Here is a 17,280-nt window from a genome sequence, read left to right as displayed (position 1 = left end):
GGCCCATCGCCCAGCCCCGTACCGTGCGCTGTCGTGCGCTGTCGTGCGGCGTAAGGGGATTTCGGGCCCTCGGGCGGGTGCGTGGCGGGTCTGAGCGGCGTGTGGCGGGACTCACACCAGGCGTACGGGCTTCTCGGCCCGTACACCGAGCGAGACCAGCCAGGAACGGAGCGGCTCGGCGTCGCCGCCCTCGACCAGGCTGAGGACGCGCCCGCCCAGATCCGCTCGGCGCTCGCCGTCGATCAGGAGTGCCGGGCCGTCGAGCCAGTCGAGGCCGGGCACGGCGCCCGCCGTATCGACGGCGGAGCAGCAGACCATCGCCGTGACATGGTCGGCGAGCAGCTCACGGCCGCTGCGGGGCGGCTGGAGCGGAAAGAGGGGCAGCGGATCGGTGCCCCAGAGCGCGAGGGCGTCGCTCGCCGCCTCGGCCGGGGCGGACGGGGCCGCCGCCGCCTCCTCGCGGGCCAGCTCCGCGCTGATGCCCGCGGCCAGGGCGTCGCCGGCCTCACAGGCGTCGCCGCCCTCGCCACCGGCCCTGGCGGTCGCAGCCGTTCCGGCGGTGTCGGCGGTGTCTGCTGGTCGGCCGGTGTCGGCGGTGTTGCTGGTGTTGCTGGTGTTGCTGGTGTTGCTGGTTCCGGCCGGGTTGGCAGCTCCGGCGGTGTCGGCTGTTCCGGCCGGGTCGCTGGTCTCGCTCGCCCCTCCGGCCATGGTGAAGCCACGAGTCCCGGTGGGCCCGTCCGCCCCGGCGTCGTGCCGGGAGAGATGGTCGATGACCCGTTCCAGGGTCGGGCCCGGGCTCAGGGCGGAGCCCGCGGGGTCGGCGGAGCACCGTACCCCCATGGTGTCGAGGACGCGGTGCAGCCTGGCCGCTTCCGTACGCCACTTACGGTCGACGACCTCTTCCGGATACTGCTGCCAGTCCACCGGGGACCAGTCCGGGCCCGCCTCGGCCGGGCCGCCGTGGAAGAGGCGGGCGGCCAGCAGGGAGGCCGCCTCGTCGACCACGCCCGGTTCTTCGAGCAGATCGCAGGCGGGACGCTCACCGAGCCGGGAGGCGAAGCCCTCGGCAAGGCTGTCGCGACGGGACAGCTCGGTGAGGGCGGACACCACGCCGGCGTCCAGCCGGGAGGGCCAGCGGCCCATGCGCCAAGCGGGCAGCGCGACCCGAGTCAGCAACCGGTCCCAGCCCGCGTACGCGAGACCGACCTGTTCCTGGGCGACGATCCGCAGACCGTAGTCCACCGCCTGTGCGCGCTCGGACGCGGCTGCCGCCACGCCGCGCTCCATCAGCGCGGCATGCTCGCCGCAGCCGCGCAGCAGCAGCTTGGCGATCCGGCCGACAAAACCCAGCGCCACCCGTCGTATCGGCCCCAAGCCCGGCCGGGACGCGACAGCCACCGCCGCGTCCAGCCCCCGAACGAACCGGCGGGCCGCGGCTATGTCCGGATGCGCCGAGGGTCCCGTACCCGCCACGACCGGGGCCAGTACGGCGCGCAGCTCGGCGACCCGCATCCACCACAGGAACGGCGAGCCGATCACGAGGACGGGGGCGGCGGGGCTCCGCCGGGCGGCGCGCCGACGGCCGCTTCCGAAGCCGGACAGCGCGCGGTGACGCGTAAATGGGTCCGAGTGCGTACGGGAGAGCGCCTCGGCGTGCGCCGGATGCGTACGGTCCTCCAGCCAGCTGTCGCAGTCCGGGGTCAGCGCTATGGCGGAGGGCGCGGGCACATCGAGCCGCTCCGCGAGATCGCGCACCAGCCGGTAGAGGTCGGGGGCGGCCTTCTCGGTGACCGGGACGGTGGGGCTGAGCGCGGGCCTGGCACGGGCGACCACGGCGGCGACGGCGCCCGCGAGCAGCAGCACGGCGAGCGCGAACCCCGTCACGGCCCAGCGCGCGATGTCCCAGCCTCCGCCGCTGATACGGCCCGTGGCCCCGCCGACGAGCAGTACGACGGCGACAGCGGCGGGCAGCAGCGCCACGGCCAGCGCCCTGCTGCGGATGCGCAGCACGGCGAGAGCCCGTACACGGGCGCCCTGAGCACCCATCTCCTCACGGATACCGGAACCGGACATGGTCGGACCTCACCCCCTCTGCCGTGCGGCCTGCGTTGCTCACTCCCCCACTGTGGCACCCGTCACTGACATCGCAATGCCGATGGGCCAAGTGCCGGAAAGCCTGCGCCGCACCCTAGTTGGACCCTGGAGACCCGTCATCCGGATGGCCCAACGGTCACTCGATGGAATGGCTTTGGGTAAAGCTGCTGACGCGCGGGGGTGGGTGAGGCCGTGCGGCGCGGCAGCCCGGCTGGGGCGGGGTGCTCGGGGGGCGGCGGGGCGCGGGGCAGGGGCCGGGGCAGCGGGTGCCGGGCAGGACGGGGCGGGGGCGGGGCAGGGGGGCCGGGGCAGCGGGTGCCGGGGCGGGGAGACGGGGCGCCCGTACGTTCCTCAGGCGCCCGGTCCCGCGGACGGGATCAGGCTCCCGCGGTCTCCGCTGTCCCCGCGGCCTCCGCGATCTCTGTGGCCTCCGCTGCCTCCGCTGCCTCGCGAGCGATGTCCGTGCGGTGCTGGGAGCCCGCCAGACGGATGCGGCGCAGCGCCGTGTACGCGCGCTCCCGGGCCTGCGTCAGGTTCTGGCCCGTCGCCGTCACCGACAGCACGCGACCGCCGGCGCTCACGACCGAGTCGCCGTCACGCCGGGTGCCGGCGTGCAGGACGTACGCGTTGGGTGCATCCTGTTCCGCGATCTCTCCCAGGCCCTCGATCGGGTCACCGGTGCGCGGTGTGTCCGGGTAGTTGTGCGAGGCGACGACCACCGTGACCGCCGCGTCGTCGCGCCAGGTCAGCGGGGGCAGCGCGGCGAGGTCTCCTTCCGCCGCCGCCAGCAGGACGCGGGCCAGCGGCGTCCTGAGCCGCGCCAGGACCACCTGCGTCTCCGGGTCGCCGAAGCGCGCGTTGAACTCGATGACCCGTACGCCGCGTCCGGTGATCGCGAGACCCGCGTACAGCAGCCCCGAGAAGGGCGTACCGCGCCGGCGCAATTCGTTGACCGTCGGCTGGAGCACGGTCTCCAGGACCTCGTCCACCAGCTTGGGGTCGGCCCACGGGAGCGGGGAGTACGCCCCCATGCCGCCCGTGTTGGGGCCCTCGTCGTTGTCGAGGGCGCGCTTGAAGTCCTGCGCGGGCTGGAGCGGGAGGACCGTCTCGCCGTCGGTGATGGCGAAGAGGGAGACCTCGGGGCCGTCGAGGAACTCCTCGATGACGACCCGGTCGCAGCCGATCGCGTGCGCGCGCGCCGCGGCGAGGTCCGCGGTCACGACGACGCCCTTCCCGGCGGCCAGCCCGTCGTCCTTGACGACGTACGGCGGACCGAAGGCGTCGAGCGCGTCGTCGATCTGTTCGGGGGTGGTGCAGACGTAGCTACGGGCCGTCGGAACGTTCGCCGAGGCCATCACATCCTTGGCGAAGGCCTTGGAGCCCTCCAGCTCGGCCGCCTCCCGGGACGGGCCGAAGCACGGGATGCCCGCGCCCCGTACTGCGTCGGCGACCCCGGCCACCAGCGGGGCCTCGGGCCCGACGACGACGAGCCCGGCCTCCAGCTCGGTGGCGAGGCGGGCCACGGCCGTACCGTCCAGCGCGTCCACCGGGTGCAGCTCGGCCACTTCGGCGATGCCGGCGTTGCCGGGCGCGCAGTGCAGAGCGGTGACCTCGGGGTCGAGGGAGAGAGAGCGGCACAGGGCGTGTTCGCGGGCGCCGCCGCCGATGACAAGGACCTTCACGAGGGGCAGCCTAGCCGGGACGGGGCGCCGCTCCGTGTGCGGGCCTCGGACGGTCTTGGACGGGTCGCCGAAAGACGGACCGCTATTCGTTTGTGTATTCCTCCACAACCGTCGCTCCCAGCTCGCGCACGATCAGTTCGTGGCCGGAGAGCGCGGAGTCGACGAGATCCGGATCGTCCTCCTCCGGAATGTCGTCCTCCGGTGCCACGGGGGGCTTCGTGGGCGTGACGGGTCTGTTGTCGGTCCGCTCCGGGCGGTCGGGGCCGTTCTGGCGCTGGGACTCGGATCGCGCCGTACCGGGACCGGCCGGGCCTTGGGACGCGGGGGCGGACGACGGCTGCGAGGAGTGCGCGGGCTGGGCGGGGCGCTGTGCCTGCGGGGCTGCCTGGGCGGCCAGGGCGGCGTTCGAGGCGGAGGGGGCGCCGCCGTAACCGCCACCACCGCCCCCGTACCCACCGCCGGAACCGGGCGCGCCCGCGCCGCCTGGGCCGCCTGGGCCGCCCGCGCCCCCGCCATAGCCGCCACCGGGGGCGGAGCCGCCGTAACCGCCACCGCCTCCGCCGCCTCCGGCCGGGGGCGCGGCGGTGCCGCCCGACGGGTCGACGATCGCCTCGATCTTCCACTGCACATGGAACTGCTCGGAGAGCGCCTGCTTGAGGACGTCCTCGCTGCCACTGCTCGTGAAGTTGTCGCGGGCGCCCGCGTTGATGAAGCCGACCTGGAGTGTCGTGCCGTCGAACCCCGCGACCTGCGCGTTCTGGCTGAGCAGGATCCAGGTGAAGCGCCGGCGGTTCTTCACGGCCTCCAGGATGTCCGGCCACATGTTCCGTACCTGACCGGCGCCCTGTGTCATCCCGGGGGCCGGCGCGGCGGCGGCGGGCTGGGGAGCGGCCGGCGCGGACGCGGGTCCCGGCGTCGGTGCGGCCCCCTGCCCCTGTCCGGGGGCCGACGCGGTGGGCCAGCCGCCGGGACGGCGCCCCGGAGCCTCCGGCGCCGCGGCGGAGGGCCAGGCACCGGGCCGCTGCGGCTCGGCGACGGGGGCGGGGGCGGCGGCGGGGGCCGATGGGGGCGCGGGCGGCTGCGGAACGGCGGGCGCCGGAGCGGCATGCTGCGCGGCCGGCGGTACGGGCGCGGGCGGTCCAGGCATGGCGGGCGATACGGGCGCGTGCGCCTCGGGCCCGGGGACGTACCCCGTGGCGGGACCGGGCCCCCCGGCCGAGAACGCGGCCCCCGCGACGGAGGCGGTCGCCCCCGCCCCGCGCTCCAGCCGGTCGAGCCGCGCCTGAATCGACCGCTCGTCGTCGAAGGCCGCGGGCAGCAGCACCCGCGCGCAGATCAGCTCCAGCTGAAGCCGCGGCGAGGTGGCGCCGCGCATTTCCGTGAGCCCGGTGTTGACCAGGTCGGCCGCCCGGCTCAGCTCGGCGGCGCCGAAGACCGACGCCTGGGCCTGCATCCGCTCGACGACATCGGCGGGCGCGTCGATCAGCCCCTTCTCCCCGGCATCCGGCACGGCGGCCAGAATGACCAGGTCCCGCAGCCGCTCCAGCAGATCGGCGACAAAGCGCCGCGGGTCGTTTCCGCCCTCGATGACCTGCTCCACGACCTCGAACGCCGCGGCCCCGTCCCCCGCCGCGAACGCGTCCATCACCGAATCGAGCAGCGACCCGTCCGTATAACCGAGCAGGGCCGTCGCCATGGCGTACGTCACACCGTCCTCGGCCGCGCCCGCGAGCAACTGATCCATGACGGACATCGAGTCACGCACGGACCCGCCACCGGCCCGTACGACCAGCGGCAACACCCCATCGGCGACCGGGATCCGCTCCTTCCCGCACACCTCGCCGAGATAGTCGCGCAGCGTCCCCGGCGGGACCAGCCGGAACGGATAGTGATGCGTACGCGACCGGATCGTGCCGATGACCTTCTCGGGCTCGGTGGTCGCGAAGATGAACTTGAGATGCTCCGGCGGCTCCTCGACCACCTTCAGCAGCGCGTTGAAGCCCGCCGAGGTGACCATGTGCGCCTCGTCGATGATGTAGATCTTGTAACGACTGCTCGCGGGCCCGAAGAACGCCTTCTCACGAAGATCACGGGCGTCGTCCACACCACCGTGCGACGCGGCGTCGATCTCGATCACATCGATGGACCCCGGCCCGTTCCTGGCCAGGTCCTTGCAGGACTGGCACTCCCCGCACGGCGTCGGCGTCGGCCCCTGCTCACAGTTCAGACAGCGCGCGAGGATGCGGGCGCTGGTCGTCTTCCCACAGCCACGCGGCCCACTGAACAGGTACGCATGATTGACCCGGTTGTTCCGCAGGGCCTGCTGCAGCGGGTCAGTGACATGCTCCTGCCCGATGACCTCGGCGAACGACTCGGGGCGATAACGGCGGTACAGCGCAAGGGACGACACACCTACGACGATATCGGCCCCCTACGACAACGCCCCCCTGCCGCCACCCCCAACACAAGCGCCCCCCACGCACCCGCCAGAGCCAACCTACCCTTGCTGCCTTCCGGCCCTGGGGGAGTTCAGTCAGATAGCGCCACGTGAGGGGCTCCGCACACAGTACCCGATGCGAGAGGCCCGGATCGAGTTCGCGAGCACTCCCCAGCGTCTTGTATTGTTTGCGGCGGAGGATTCGCCTAGTGGCCTAGGGCGCACGCTTGGAAAGCGTGTTGGGGGCAACCCCTCACGAGTTCGAATCTCGTATCCTCCGCCATTGCTCTCACCGGGCAATACGAAGAAGGCCCTGACCAGTCTTGACTGGTCAGGGCCTTCTTCGCGTGCGGATCCGAGACCAGAGCGCTTCACCGACCTGGTGCGCGACGTTCTTCAGCATGGGGCCGGTGACGTGCATGTACCGGGGCCTCATCCGTGCTGAGCCCGGCTCCCATCCCATGATGGCGTCCACCACCACATCCGGGACCCCGAGGAGGAGCAGCACGGTCCCGGCCGTATGACGCGCGTCATGCAGACGTCCGTCTCGTACGCCCGCGTCCTCCAGGAGCTGCTCCCAACGGTGATAGTCCGGTTCTTCGGGATGAGCTCCCGGCGAATCTGCCTGCGGTCCGGGCCGTAGCCGGGCTTCCGGCCGCACTTGTCGCCGCACCCATGCTCGTACCGGGCGCCGACGGTTCTTGCGGATGCGGATGTGTCCGGCGTCCAGGTACACGTCTTCCCACATCAGCCCGAGCGCCTCGCCCTGACGCAGGCCGAGCGTCAGGGCGATGACCCAGCGGGCGCTGTTGCGGAGCTTCGACGCCCCACTGGGCTTGCGCGCTCTGGCCATGAGCCCCTCGGCCTCGGCGAGTGCGGCTCCCTTCACCGTCTCGGCCTCGATGATCCGGGCGCGGGACTCCTCCTGAAGCCGGCGTTCGACGTCGTAGATCGGCTCCGTCATGGCGGCGAACACGTCCGACTTCCGGGAAGCCGGTGGCATCGCCCAGACGAGGTAGAGATTGGACTGCTCACGCCAGCCGGGCCGGATCTCCACATGCACCCGGCCGCCCACTGCCGTGGAGTCGGCGGCCAGCACCATGGTGGCGCCGAGGTCCAGTGGGGTCTGGGTGAACTCGGCTACGGCGGCGACGTGTTCCCCATCCATGGCGTCAGGGCGGATACCGGAAAGACGGGTAGGGCCGCGTGTGTGCCGAGTGGGATCGGGGCCGGCCATCGGTCTGTTGCCCGGATCGTGGCCAGTTCCTCGGCGGCCTGGGCGGCGATGTGATCCGTGCCCGACGCGTCTCGGCGGCCGTACGCGATCAGGCGGGTGCCGGTCTCGATGAGACGGCGCCACTTGGCGACGTCAGGTCCGTTGCAGAGCCTTCTTCATCTCATCGATCAATGCTGCTCGGGCCTGACGGGCGGCTCGCCAGGCAAGGACGTACTCCTGGGAGTCCGAGGCTTTGCCGGCAACCACCGCATCGTGGAAGTCGAGCACCGAGAGGGTTGCGCGACCAGCCTTGTCGACGAGCGTCTGATGGGCCACAAGTTCCAAATTTTGCTGTGCTGCGTAGACTCCGTGCTCGCCAATCGCAACGTGCCCCTTGCCTACATGCTCGGGTGAAGCTTCTGCTCGGGAGAAGGCATCCCTCGCTGCCAAAAGACACGTGAGGTACTCCGTGAAGGCGTTGCGCAGCGTGTCACGATCCCGCTCCGAGCGGTCGCGTCGCCAGCGGACGTGATCGGCAACGAGCGTGGCGAGTACACCAAGGACCGTGCCCACGGCTGTTGCCACAAGCGTCGCCCACTGCATGCGTCCCCCTGAAGTCCTGTACAACCGGCTCTTCCTCTCAGCCAGCAGTACAGCAGCGGAGTACCGCAACTACAGCAACCGTCAGCGACTTGCCCTGTCCCCGTCGGGTCTTACTGCGGCCGATATGACCACTGGCGACCCACCTGCACAGAGCGACGGATCAGAAGTTCCCCGTCGTCCTCCAGGTGCTCCCAGCTATGGCGGCGGAGCGCAGCGACCGATCGCCATCAGGGCTGTGCGGCGCATGGCCGCGGCTGCTGTGCTCAGGTCTACTGACTCGCCCGGCCAGGGACGAGTGCACGCAGCATGGCATGCGTCTCGGGGTCGGTCGAATAGAGGACGGTGCCAGCCAGCCCCCTGGTCAGCAGCACCTTGTAGCTGTTGCGCGCCAGGAGCTCGAACTCCTCCGGTTCAGCCTCCTTCAAGCTGCCGTCTCTGCTCGCTGCCTTGCGGGCACGCCAGCCATTGTCACGCCATACCAGGTCGGGGCCGAAGATAGTGCCGTTCCAGGCGTACTCGAACCCCTGTGCCGTGTATATACAGCCGATCTGCCCGATTCCCCCCGACTCCGTGGCCCACAGCGAGGATGCGGGCACCCCGCCAACGGAACGCTCACTCTTGAGATTCCAGGGCCTCCGCCAGTCTCCGATGACCACGTCATCGACGAGGCTGCCGTCGCTCTTCGGGCTGCTCCACCGCCAGCAGAAGCCGGCAGTCATGCGAGCGGTGTAGCCCGCCTCTTGCTGGGAGCGGAGATAGGTCTCCATCTCCTGGGGAGTGTCAGCGACGAGCAGCTCGAAATCCTTCTCCGGCTGCCACGGCACCGGCCCCCCTGGCTCCAGTCCCAGAAGGCGAAGCACCCAGTTCTCGTAGGCGCGACTGCCACCGCACCGAAACTGGTCGTTCAGATTGACGTGACGGACGATGCAGCCTCTGGCGTGCGCGGCTTGGTCAATCGTCTTGACACTCCCCATCTCTCCCGGGCGCACCACCTGGTGCTCATCGAGCAGGAAGACCGGAACCCTGGCCGCGTCGATGAGTTCCTCAACCTGGCTGCGACCGGCACGGAATGTGTCCGGCGTTCCTTCCTTTCCCGAATGGCGGCGGATTCGGTGCGCCTCGTCACAGATCAAGACATCAAGTCCGTTCTGTTCAGCAGCAGTGAAGTCGAAGAAATATCGGAAAAGCTTCGGAAGCTTGGGGTTCTTCTCGCCAACTACGTGACGGAGCGTCGTGGTGAAAGACCTGGAGCCGGTTGCATGGACGACAGGCCTGCCGTGCATGCTGAAATGACTCATGAGGTTAAGGGCGATCAAGCTCTTCCCCGATCCAGGGCCTCCCGAGACCACAATGACTTCTTTCTGGTCCGCTCGACGCGCAGCGGCAGCCGCACGTTTCACCAAGGATGCTGCCACCTGCTGCTCATCGACTAGAAGGAACTTTCCGCCGTGCGTGATCTCGTCGAAGGCGGCGCGCATGAGCTGGCGACCAGGGGCAATTGGGCTCTCCAGAAGAGCATCCGCTTCAAGAGCCCCATTGAGCGCGGACAGACGGGTCTGCAGATGCCGTATGAGTTCGCCGCGGGTCGTTTTCGTGAAGAGCTGCGCCTTCGCATCGGGAAGCCCGAACAGCTGGTCGACGTCCAAATCTTCTGCGTTATGCAGGTAGGCGACGCCGGTAACGCTCTCCTGGCAGTCGTTCAGCAGATTGGTAAAATCCTGCAGATAGTCACAGTAACGCCGCACCTGGGCAACAGGGTGCAGGGCTGCATGGTTTCCCATTTTGGGGACCAGGCACAGGTCTTCGGAATCCGGCACAAGGCGCGCTTCGCTCCACTGTTTGAGCTCCACGATGACATAGGACGGCATACCGGTCTCGGGGTGCGAGCCGGCCAGGACCGCGTCGGCGCGCAGGCTGGTGAGAGGCAATTTCTGCTCAATCAGTACTTCGACCTCATCGAGCCCGGCGTCGCACAGGACCTCCGCCAGGGCTGGGAGGCTGTTCTGCCAGGCACCGCACTCGCCGGACGACGGGTCCTGAAAGAGTACGCAGCGATACTGCTCAGTGAGGTGCGCAACCAAGTCTGCGCGGCTGCGCTCGCGCAGCGCACGTGCGGACATACGAGCGAGGGGCACGGGCAGCCTCCAAGAAGGCGTCGAGAAAACGTGGCAGGTAGCGTCGACGGGCGGCGGCAGCTCGTCGAATGGAGCTGCGGGCGAATTCAGACGCTGAGAGCGCAAAGCATCCGGTGGTAGCGGAGATGTTCTGCGTCGAGCGGATGGCATGGGCACCGACGAAGCGGGCCAAGGGGCTCACCGCCATGAGTCCACCGCACGATGCCGTCCACGTCGACGTAGATCTCCAAGCCGTCAAAAAGAATGTGGTGATTGGGGCACAGACACAGCAGATTGGGCAGCTCGTCCGGCCCATCATGCGGAGATCCAAGCCCACGGATGTGAGCGGCTTGGCTATAGGGGCTGCGCTTGTACTGCAGACGAACTCCGCATACCTGACACAGGTTGCTGTGCAGCTCCTTCACCCTTCGCGCCAACGCTGCATCACGAACCAGACGAGAAGACTTCGACTCGCGTCGCTCCGCAGGGCCAGACGCCCGCTCCACATCGACAGCCTGGTCCATCGCCGCCACAGTGCGGTTGAGCATGCCGTCGGCAGTCTCATACCCGGACAGCCCCACCCCGTCGAACAGTGCGTGCCGATCAACGCCTTCGAGATAGGTTCGGCACAGCCTCGCGACAACGTCCAGACGAGCGACCGGATCTTTGATGATCTCGGCCGCCTCGCAGGTCAGGCCGGCGACCGGCTGAAGGGTGTCGAAAACTCCGGTCCGCGGCATGACGCCGGCGTCGTCAGGGATGCCGAGCACTTCCCACAAACCGCTGCCCTGCAGATGCCAAAAGGGGTACTCGGGAGTGACCTTGGAACTGGGCAGCCCGAACTCGGCCAAGAGCGGCCCTACCTCAGCACGAAAACGTGACCACGGAGCCAGGCGCGGTTTTCCCGCAGCGACTCGGGAAATCGTCCACAGAAGGGCCAGCGGCTGGTGGCGGCTGGGAGGTCCTCCCTTGGAGGTGCGGTGCGTATTGAGAGTCCCGATGCGCTCAAGCATCTCAAGCGCGGTCATCGGCTTCGAAACGGAGGACGGTTCAGACGAAGGCCGCAGAGGCAACGATGAGACTGTCTCCGGGAACATGTGGGCAACGCGGCGGTAGTCCCCGGCCGACCGCAGGGTGAGGCAGCGCAGCGGTGCTGGAACACCCAGATCCTGGAGGATCGGCGCGGCTGGCACAATTTCCGGGAATTCCTCGATGGCCCCCAACGCCATGATGTGCTCCCAGGTGGAGCCGTCTTGGTCGATGCCCCATATCGCACGGGCCGCAACCGGGCTGTCGAACAGGTGAAGGATCCGGGCGCGAGCAATGAAGCCCTTATCGGCGTAGAAGAAGACATCATCGCCAACACGGCGATTCCTCAGCGCCTTCGCCTTCGGGTCGTTGACCCTTTTGGCAGGGGTCGAGCCCCACAGTCGGGCGATCCCGTCCGCGTACAGGTCGCTGAGTACGCTGGCCTGCTGCTTCCCGAGGGCCGTCTGGATCTCTGCGATCGGGACGCCTGTCCTCACCGACCGGTGGAAGTTCTTCGGGCCCTGGACATGGGGCCCGCCTCTCGGCTGCAGGACCAACTGCGGCAAGTATGGCTCCGGTGCCTCCACGGAGCTGGTCCCCGCCACAGTGAAGCCGAGTGCATCCAGTCGGCGCGCCACCGTGTGTGCACCGCCGCTGAAATCACCCGAGCTCAGCAGAATGCCGGTGGCGTACATGTGTCCCACGCCCACTATGGCCTTGGAGTCATACCGATCTCCGTCCACCACCAGTTCATACGCCGTGGCCTGACCGAAACCATAGCGACGCCGGAAGGCTTCACGCCCCAGGTATCTGCTCTCCCCCACCGCCGCGAGAACTCCCGGCCGCGTAACATCTCCCAGTCCCATGCCTCAAAGGCTAATCGGATCGTATGACATTACGCCCTCGCACCACGTCCCATCTTCTTCAGCTCCCTCTCGCGAGATGTGACCGCGACGCACGCATCTCCGCCAGCAGGCAGGCTGTCGCCCCCCGTTGAGTCCTTCCGCTGTCCGGGCTGCGGCGCTGGGGTGCCCGTCTCGACCGGCGCCAGGACCCAACCGCGTACCGAACACGTGGAAGTCCCATACACGGAGGCGTTGGCGCAGCCGGTGTTGATGCAGGTAGCTACGCGGCGAGCACGACATGCGGATGGTGTGGACGGTTGGCTCGCATGAGACCGGTCGGCAGTGCCGAGGTGGCCTCCGATCGAGACAGCCGCCTCAACGTCGGGTTCGAGACCTATCGATGTGCCAACTGCCGTCGGTTGATCCTCGCCTACGGACGGACTGGCTTCCAGCCCACGCACGACTGGGACGAGGTTCCTTCTGACCTCTGGGACCACCCCCAAGCCCAGGAGCCACGCTGGCTTCCCCCAGCGAACCTCACAGGGCGTTCCCGGATGTCCCCGCAGCCATCGAGTCACTCGCGGTCGAAGCGCACGATTGCCTCGCCATCAAGGCAGACCGAGCTGCAGTAGCGCTCGCCCGTGCAGTGGTTGAGGCATCCGCGAAAGAGAAGGGCGTCACCACAGGAAGCCTGATCGCGAAAATCAATGAGCTTCATAACCTGGGTCTACTACGCGGACACCTCAAGGAAGCAGCGCACGAAGTGCGCTTCGGCGGCAATGAGGCAGCCCATGGCGATCTCGCGCCAGTTGATCACGAGACAGCCGAAGTGCGTGACAACGCCGATGAACAGCGCGGGCGAGCGCGAACGTCTGCGGACCATCAGTGCAGGTGAGCGGCGCACCAGCCCAAGGCCAATCCCCCGCCCAAGTCGCTTCGGAACGAAGAAGTCACGGCCCCAATGCCTCGCCACCACGTCCACGCCCCGCCGTCGCAGCTTGCTCCGGTGGACGTCACCAGGCAGCGTGGCTGAGGCCGGTGGGGGCCACCGAAGCACACACGCGCGGCTTGATCAGTCGGCGCACCCGCCGTCGTGGCCGACTGTCGTCGGCCGAGCCAAAGACAACAAGGGCTCCGCCTTCTCCGCTCAGGACGAGGGCATGAGGCCGGCGGAGTGGTTGAGGTGGAACGGGGAGCCGGGAGACATTGGAGTCCAACCCATGCGAAGGGCCTGATGAATAGCCTGGGCAACGTCGGACGGCAGTACAGGCTTGGCCTCATGTCCGAACCAATTGCTCGGATGCGGCTGGTTGGTGGTCACCACGAGCGTTGTCCCTGGGGTGTCCGCATGCGCGACAGCGAACGTGCATGGTGACCAGATCAGGCCCTGGAAGTAGGTCGGCCTGCCACGCAGCCGCCATCGGTAGGCCGTGCCGTCGACAACAATCCGTCGTGAGCCTTTGCGGACCAGTGCCATGACTCCCCCCTTCAACAGCGAAGATGCTATCGAGCCCGGCGCAGCCGCCCGTCTCGGTTTCCGTCTCACTCGGCGCCGTTCACGACCGTTCAGCTCACGAGTTCGAATCTCGTGTCCTCCGCCACTGCTCTCGCCGGGCAATACGTCGAAGGGCCCCGACCGGGCAACCGATCGGGGCATTCGACGTCCGCTGGCCGTGGTCCATCGGCGTTGTGGCGCGGCGGTGTAGCGCGGTGCCGTCCGCGGCAGGGCGGGGCTCGCGTCCTAGTGCCGGTGGGTCACGAGGCGGTCAAGTGGGTGAGGGCAGGCGCGGAGGGCGCGGTGTCACAGTCCGTCGAGTGCGGGGAGGCGGTGAGGAGGGCGCGGGCCCGGCGTTCCAGGGAGTCGATACGGGCGGCGACGGAGACGACCGTACGCACCGCGACGGCGATGTCGCGGCCAGGGACCCGGAGCAGTCGGGAGTAGCCGACGACCGTCTTGATCACCGCTCCGAACTCGGTGACGTGTGTCGTCCCCAACCGGATGGACTCCACCAATTCGATGGTCTGTTGGAGGAAACGCATGCTGTCCTCATCGCGTTCGTCCAGGGGAAGGGACTCGATCATGTCGAACGTCGTGTGGATGCCAGCCTCGATGCCCTCCATGCACTCGACAAACGCGTCGGCACTCGCCCGGAAAGCGGCAGCTGGCTCCGCGAGGGCCGTCGAGAACTTCTCAACCAGGGCAAGACGGGCACTCGCCGACGCTTTGGCCTCGTTGGCCGCGTCCATCTCCGGCGTGCATTCCTCCGCCACCGAGGCGATCCGCAGGAGCGCTTCACCCATTGCTTCGATGTCCGTGGTTGCGGATTCCATCTGTTGCTCGGCGTGTGCCAGCAGATCGACGGTGCCGAGCGCGTCGTCCACCTCCTCGTCGTCCGCCTCGTTCGTCGCGCTCGGGCCGGAGGCGGTCGTACCAACGTAGGCAGCGGTCCGGAATCCCTGGGTGACGCCCTCACGGAGGACACGGCTCAGCTGATCGCGGGCCTCATGCAGGCTGGACTCGTTCCGCCGGAAGCGGATAGTCCTCAACTGGGCGATGTCGAAAGGCAGTCTGCCGCTCTCGCCGATGAGGATCACGGGCTTGCCGCGGCCAATGCGGAAGCCCAGTTCGTACGTCACGTTGGGGTTCCCGCCGCTGACATCGGCAATCACGATGTCGTCATCCTGAAGCCTTCGGTGGATCTGGTCGGTAATCTCCCCGGTGTCCGCGATGGCGTCGGCGCGCAGCGGGGACAGCCCATGTTCACGGCAGGCGGCGCGGACCACTTCGTCGTAGACGCGCAGTGACTCCTCGTACAGCCGGCGCTCCGAACTTCCGTGCTCCGCGTACTTATCACCGATGGGGCCGATCACAAAGCAACTCGGTACGGTGATCCGGTCCGGGTCATCCGCTGCTGCGTCGGTCGCTGTGCTCACTGGCTCCCCTCCTGCTCGTAATGGGCGTGGTTCATCAGGGCAGACACCTCGGCACCAGCCTCAATGTCCGCCGCGTAGACGGGGAGGTTCTCGACACCGAGGGCCCGCATGAGCAAGGTGGTCGGAATGCGGTACTGGTGTCCGAGGCGGACCACCGGGCAGGGGAAGCGGCCCAGGTGGATCAGCCGGTACGCGGTGGCGGGGCAGATGGCGAAGGCACGGGCGGCGGTCCGCAGATCGACGCTCAGCGGGAGGTCGAACACCTCGGCGAAGGTAAGGGCTCGGGCGGTGCGGCTCATCGTGAACTCCCGTACGAGCGGAGGGTCAGGGTGCCGATGCGGCGCCCGGGACGGGGGCGGCGAGCGCGGTGGACCACGTCCCGCAGCCCCATGCCTTCGGCGAGCGCACCGAGGCGTTCCCCCTCGATGTGCTGCTTGGACGCACAGAAGAGGAGCGGGGCGGCAAGTCCCTCGGCACGGTCGGGGGGTGTGATGTGCACGACCCAGCCGGTCGGGGAACTGTCCCCGGACGGCCACGCAATGTCCCCCGGCAGCAGGCCAGGATCTGGGATGGCGCGTTCAGGTACGGCGCTCCGAGCGAATCGCCAAGCCCGGGTGGCAGCCGCCCGCATCAGGCGCTCACCGGCGCCGGCGGCCAGCGGATCCACGTTGTGGACGCCCTCCAAGACACCGTGTACCGCTTCGGCCTCAAGATCGGCACGATCGGCCGGAAGGTACGAGGAGATGCGGCGTACGGTGCGGCGGAGTCTTGGGGCAGCGAACCATACGAGCAGGAGAGCCGAAGGACTGCCGGGGGCCGGGTCTGTGGCTGCCTCGCCCAGGACGTCGCACCAGACCGCCTGGGCCGCCGCGTCGTGGCGCGACGGCCCGTGGACCAGCGCCCGAGCCTCCCGCAACGCGATGGCCGGGGACCCAGCGCCCGTCAAGGCACTGGCGGAGGTGTGGTCCGAGAGGGTATCGACGTGCGCCTCGACGTTGTCAAACAGGCTGGTGAACTTCAGCAGGGTCACATGCTTCTCCTCTGTCGATTCTTTCGATCGAGGCCCGGCGCACCGGAGGAACAGGAGTAGGACGAAGGTGTTGCCGGGTCCTCGGACGGCAGGGAGAGGGCCGCAAGGGCCTCGGCCGCCGCATGGAGACAGTCGGCGAACACGACCAGCTGGCTGGTCAAGCTCCGCAGCCGTCGCAGGGCCTGGAACGGGCCGGGTCCCGGACCGTAGGGCATGGCCCGGAATGGCCACGGGTTCTGCGTGCTTGCGGCAAAGGTGTTGTTGATCGTGATCTGGTGGGCCGAGGCCTCGCGGATGGCGGTACCCCAGCCCACGTACTGCGCACCGAGGAGGGGCGGGCATCTGTCCTCGTCAGGATCGACGCGGTCCGACGCAGTACTCACAGGCGGCCCGGGCCCTGGTGGTGCACCGTGTGATGGTGAACGTCACGCATGGTGCTGTCCATGACGGCGACTCCGTACTCCACATGCTGGAAGCGGGTTCGACACGACTGCGGGCCTGCCGGGACGGCATCGTCGGCCTCCTCTGCCAACCCCTTCGCGGACTCGGGCTGCGCGGCGGGCTGGTGCAGCAGTTCGCCGGACGGGGACGGTACGTACATCCAGGCGGTCTGAGCGAAGTCCTTCCCCGCGACCTCGGCCCGGACTTCGGTGAAGCGGGAGCGCTGCAGAGCGCAGTAACCACCAACGACCACCGCGTGGTGGACGGCGTCTGAGACAATCACGACGAGGGGCGTGGCGTGTGCGTCCGCGCGGGCCAGACAACTGCGCGCGGGCTCGGAGTCCAGGAGGCGATGCGTCTCGCTGCGCGGTGCGGCGTTGCCGTCGCCGGGCAGCCCTGGCGTGACAGGCACCGGCCCGATGTGGACGCTCATCCGCAGCCGGATGCGCGGGCCGGTCCCGGCATTGTGTCGCTGGAGAAGTTTGTTCAGCACTTCCGTAAAGGGGCTGATGACAAACGGAACCCATGACGGATCGAAACCGAAGGAAAGACCGTCGCCGGAATTGTTCTCGAATTCTCTACGCATTTCTTTCAGTCCGGCGGCTTCGAGGCTGCGATGGATGATTTCGGCGATGGCTCTGCTGAGCGGAGCGTGCTGCACGGACGGCAGCCGGGTCGAATCCTTCGCATCCACGGCCAGTAGACCGAAATACGGTGGTAGCGGACGGCTTTCGGGCATGGCTGACCGGAACGGTTCGGGCATGACGGAGATCCCTTCCAAGAGGCGTCCGGGTTTGCGGGGCCGGTTCAACGATCGGGAATCGGCGGTCCCACCAGGCAGCAAAACTTCCGAGC

Annotated in this window: 13 protein-coding genes, 1 tRNA gene, 1 other RNA gene and 1 pseudogene; 2 read left to right on the top strand and 14 right to left on the bottom strand. The window is 68.6% G+C overall.

The genetic code is table 11. The features are described from left to right. Positions 1 to 111: 111 nt before the first annotated feature. The 4 genes from AB0M67_RS09640 to ffs all read right to left on the bottom strand — a co-directional run bounded on the left by AB0M67_RS09640 (position 112) and on the right by ffs (position 6,336). Complete coding sequence (locus AB0M67_RS09640) at positions 112 to 2,073, bottom strand: hypothetical protein (RefSeq protein ID WP_365744358.1); 1,962 nt, start codon at positions 2,071 to 2,073, stop codon at positions 112 to 114. 398 nt (positions 2,074 to 2,471) lie between these two features. Continuing rightward, the gene (purD, locus tag AB0M67_RS09635; RefSeq protein WP_365744356.1) at positions 2,472 to 3,776 is read right to left on the bottom strand and encodes a phosphoribosylamine--glycine ligase; all 1,305 of its coding nucleotides are present in this window, start codon (positions 3,774 to 3,776) and stop codon (positions 2,472 to 2,474) included. An 82-nt stretch (positions 3,777 to 3,858) separates the two neighbouring features. After that, entirely contained in the window at positions 3,859 to 6,186 is a 2,328-nt protein-coding gene (locus tag AB0M67_RS09630; protein WP_365744354.1) for a DNA polymerase III subunit gamma and tau, read from the bottom strand. 51 nt (positions 6,187 to 6,237) lie between these two features. Then, positions 6,238 to 6,336, bottom strand: an RNA gene (gene ffs / locus AB0M67_RS09625) — signal recognition particle sRNA small type. 72 nt (positions 6,337 to 6,408) lie between these two features. Here ffs and AB0M67_RS09620 point away from each other — a divergent pair. After that, positions 6,409 to 6,496 (top strand) — tRNA-Ser (locus AB0M67_RS09620). Between the two features lie 48 nt (positions 6,497 to 6,544). On the opposite strand, the pseudogene AB0M67_RS09615 reads toward AB0M67_RS09620, so the two are convergent. The 5 genes and pseudogenes from AB0M67_RS09615 to AB0M67_RS09595 all read right to left on the bottom strand — a co-directional run bounded on the left by AB0M67_RS09615 (position 6,545) and on the right by AB0M67_RS09595 (position 12,738). Further along, a pseudogene (locus tag AB0M67_RS09615) lies at positions 6,545 to 7,315 on the bottom strand (DUF3987 domain-containing protein). 267 nt (positions 7,316 to 7,582) lie between these two features. Then, positions 7,583 to 8,032, bottom strand: a complete 450-nt coding sequence (locus AB0M67_RS09610; RefSeq protein ID WP_365744352.1) for a hypothetical protein — start codon at positions 8,030 to 8,032, stop codon at positions 7,583 to 7,585. A 269-nt stretch (positions 8,033 to 8,301) separates the two neighbouring features. Beyond that, positions 8,302 to 10,152, bottom strand: coding sequence for a DUF2075 domain-containing protein (locus AB0M67_RS09605; RefSeq protein ID WP_365744350.1), 1,851 nt, complete (start codon positions 10,150 to 10,152; stop codon positions 8,302 to 8,304). Positions 10,153 to 10,253: 101 nt separating this feature from the next. After that, positions 10,254 to 12,041 (bottom strand): HNH endonuclease, encoded by a 1,788-nt coding sequence (locus AB0M67_RS09600; RefSeq protein ID WP_365744348.1) that lies wholly within the window; start codon positions 12,039 to 12,041, stop codon positions 10,254 to 10,256. A 553-nt stretch (positions 12,042 to 12,594) separates the two neighbouring features. Further along, complete coding sequence (locus tag AB0M67_RS09595) at positions 12,595 to 12,738, bottom strand: hypothetical protein (RefSeq protein WP_365744504.1); 144 nt, start codon at positions 12,736 to 12,738, stop codon at positions 12,595 to 12,597. On the opposite strand from AB0M67_RS09595, the gene AB0M67_RS09590 reads away from it, so the two are divergent. Further along, positions 12,667 to 12,915, top strand: a complete 249-nt coding sequence (locus AB0M67_RS09590; RefSeq protein ID WP_365744346.1) for a DUF4145 domain-containing protein — start codon at positions 12,667 to 12,669, stop codon at positions 12,913 to 12,915. The genes AB0M67_RS09595 and AB0M67_RS09590 overlap by 72 nt on opposite strands. Positions 12,916 to 13,167: 252 nt before the next feature. On the opposite strand, the gene AB0M67_RS09585 is transcribed toward AB0M67_RS09590, so the two are convergent. The 5 genes from AB0M67_RS09585 to AB0M67_RS09565 all read right to left on the bottom strand — a co-directional run bounded on the left by AB0M67_RS09585 (position 13,168) and on the right by AB0M67_RS09565 (position 17,188). Further along, complete coding sequence (locus tag AB0M67_RS09585) at positions 13,168 to 13,497, bottom strand: hypothetical protein (protein ID WP_365744344.1); 330 nt, start codon at positions 13,495 to 13,497, stop codon at positions 13,168 to 13,170. Positions 13,498 to 13,775: 278 nt separating this feature from the next. Next, complete coding sequence (locus tag AB0M67_RS09580) at positions 13,776 to 14,954, bottom strand: hypothetical protein (RefSeq protein ID WP_365744342.1); 1,179 nt, start codon at positions 14,952 to 14,954, stop codon at positions 13,776 to 13,778. Further along, positions 14,951 to 15,253 carry a DNA-binding protein gene (locus tag AB0M67_RS09575; protein WP_365744340.1) on the bottom strand — a complete coding sequence of 101 codons (303 nt, stop codon included), beginning with the start codon at positions 15,251 to 15,253 and terminating at the stop codon, positions 14,951 to 14,953. The genes AB0M67_RS09580 and AB0M67_RS09575 overlap by 4 nt, the downstream gene beginning before the upstream one ends. Further along, positions 15,250 to 15,453 carry a hypothetical protein gene (locus tag AB0M67_RS09570; RefSeq protein WP_365744338.1) on the bottom strand — a complete coding sequence of 68 codons (204 nt, stop codon included), beginning with the start codon at positions 15,451 to 15,453 and terminating at the stop codon, positions 15,250 to 15,252. Before AB0M67_RS09570 ends, AB0M67_RS09575 begins: the two co-directional genes overlap by 4 nt. Positions 15,454 to 16,363: 910 nt before the next feature. Continuing rightward, positions 16,364 to 17,188 (bottom strand): hypothetical protein, encoded by an 825-nt coding sequence (locus tag AB0M67_RS09565; protein ID WP_365744336.1) that lies wholly within the window; start codon positions 17,186 to 17,188, stop codon positions 16,364 to 16,366. Positions 17,189 to 17,280: the final 92 nt, after the last annotated feature.

The organism is Streptomyces sp. NPDC051662, from assembly GCF_040681655.1.
Lineage (GTDB): Bacteria > Actinomycetota > Actinomycetes > Streptomycetales > Streptomycetaceae > Streptomyces.
The sequence above is the reverse complement of the archived record's forward strand: the minus strand, read 5'-3'. Positions and strand labels throughout refer to the sequence as shown.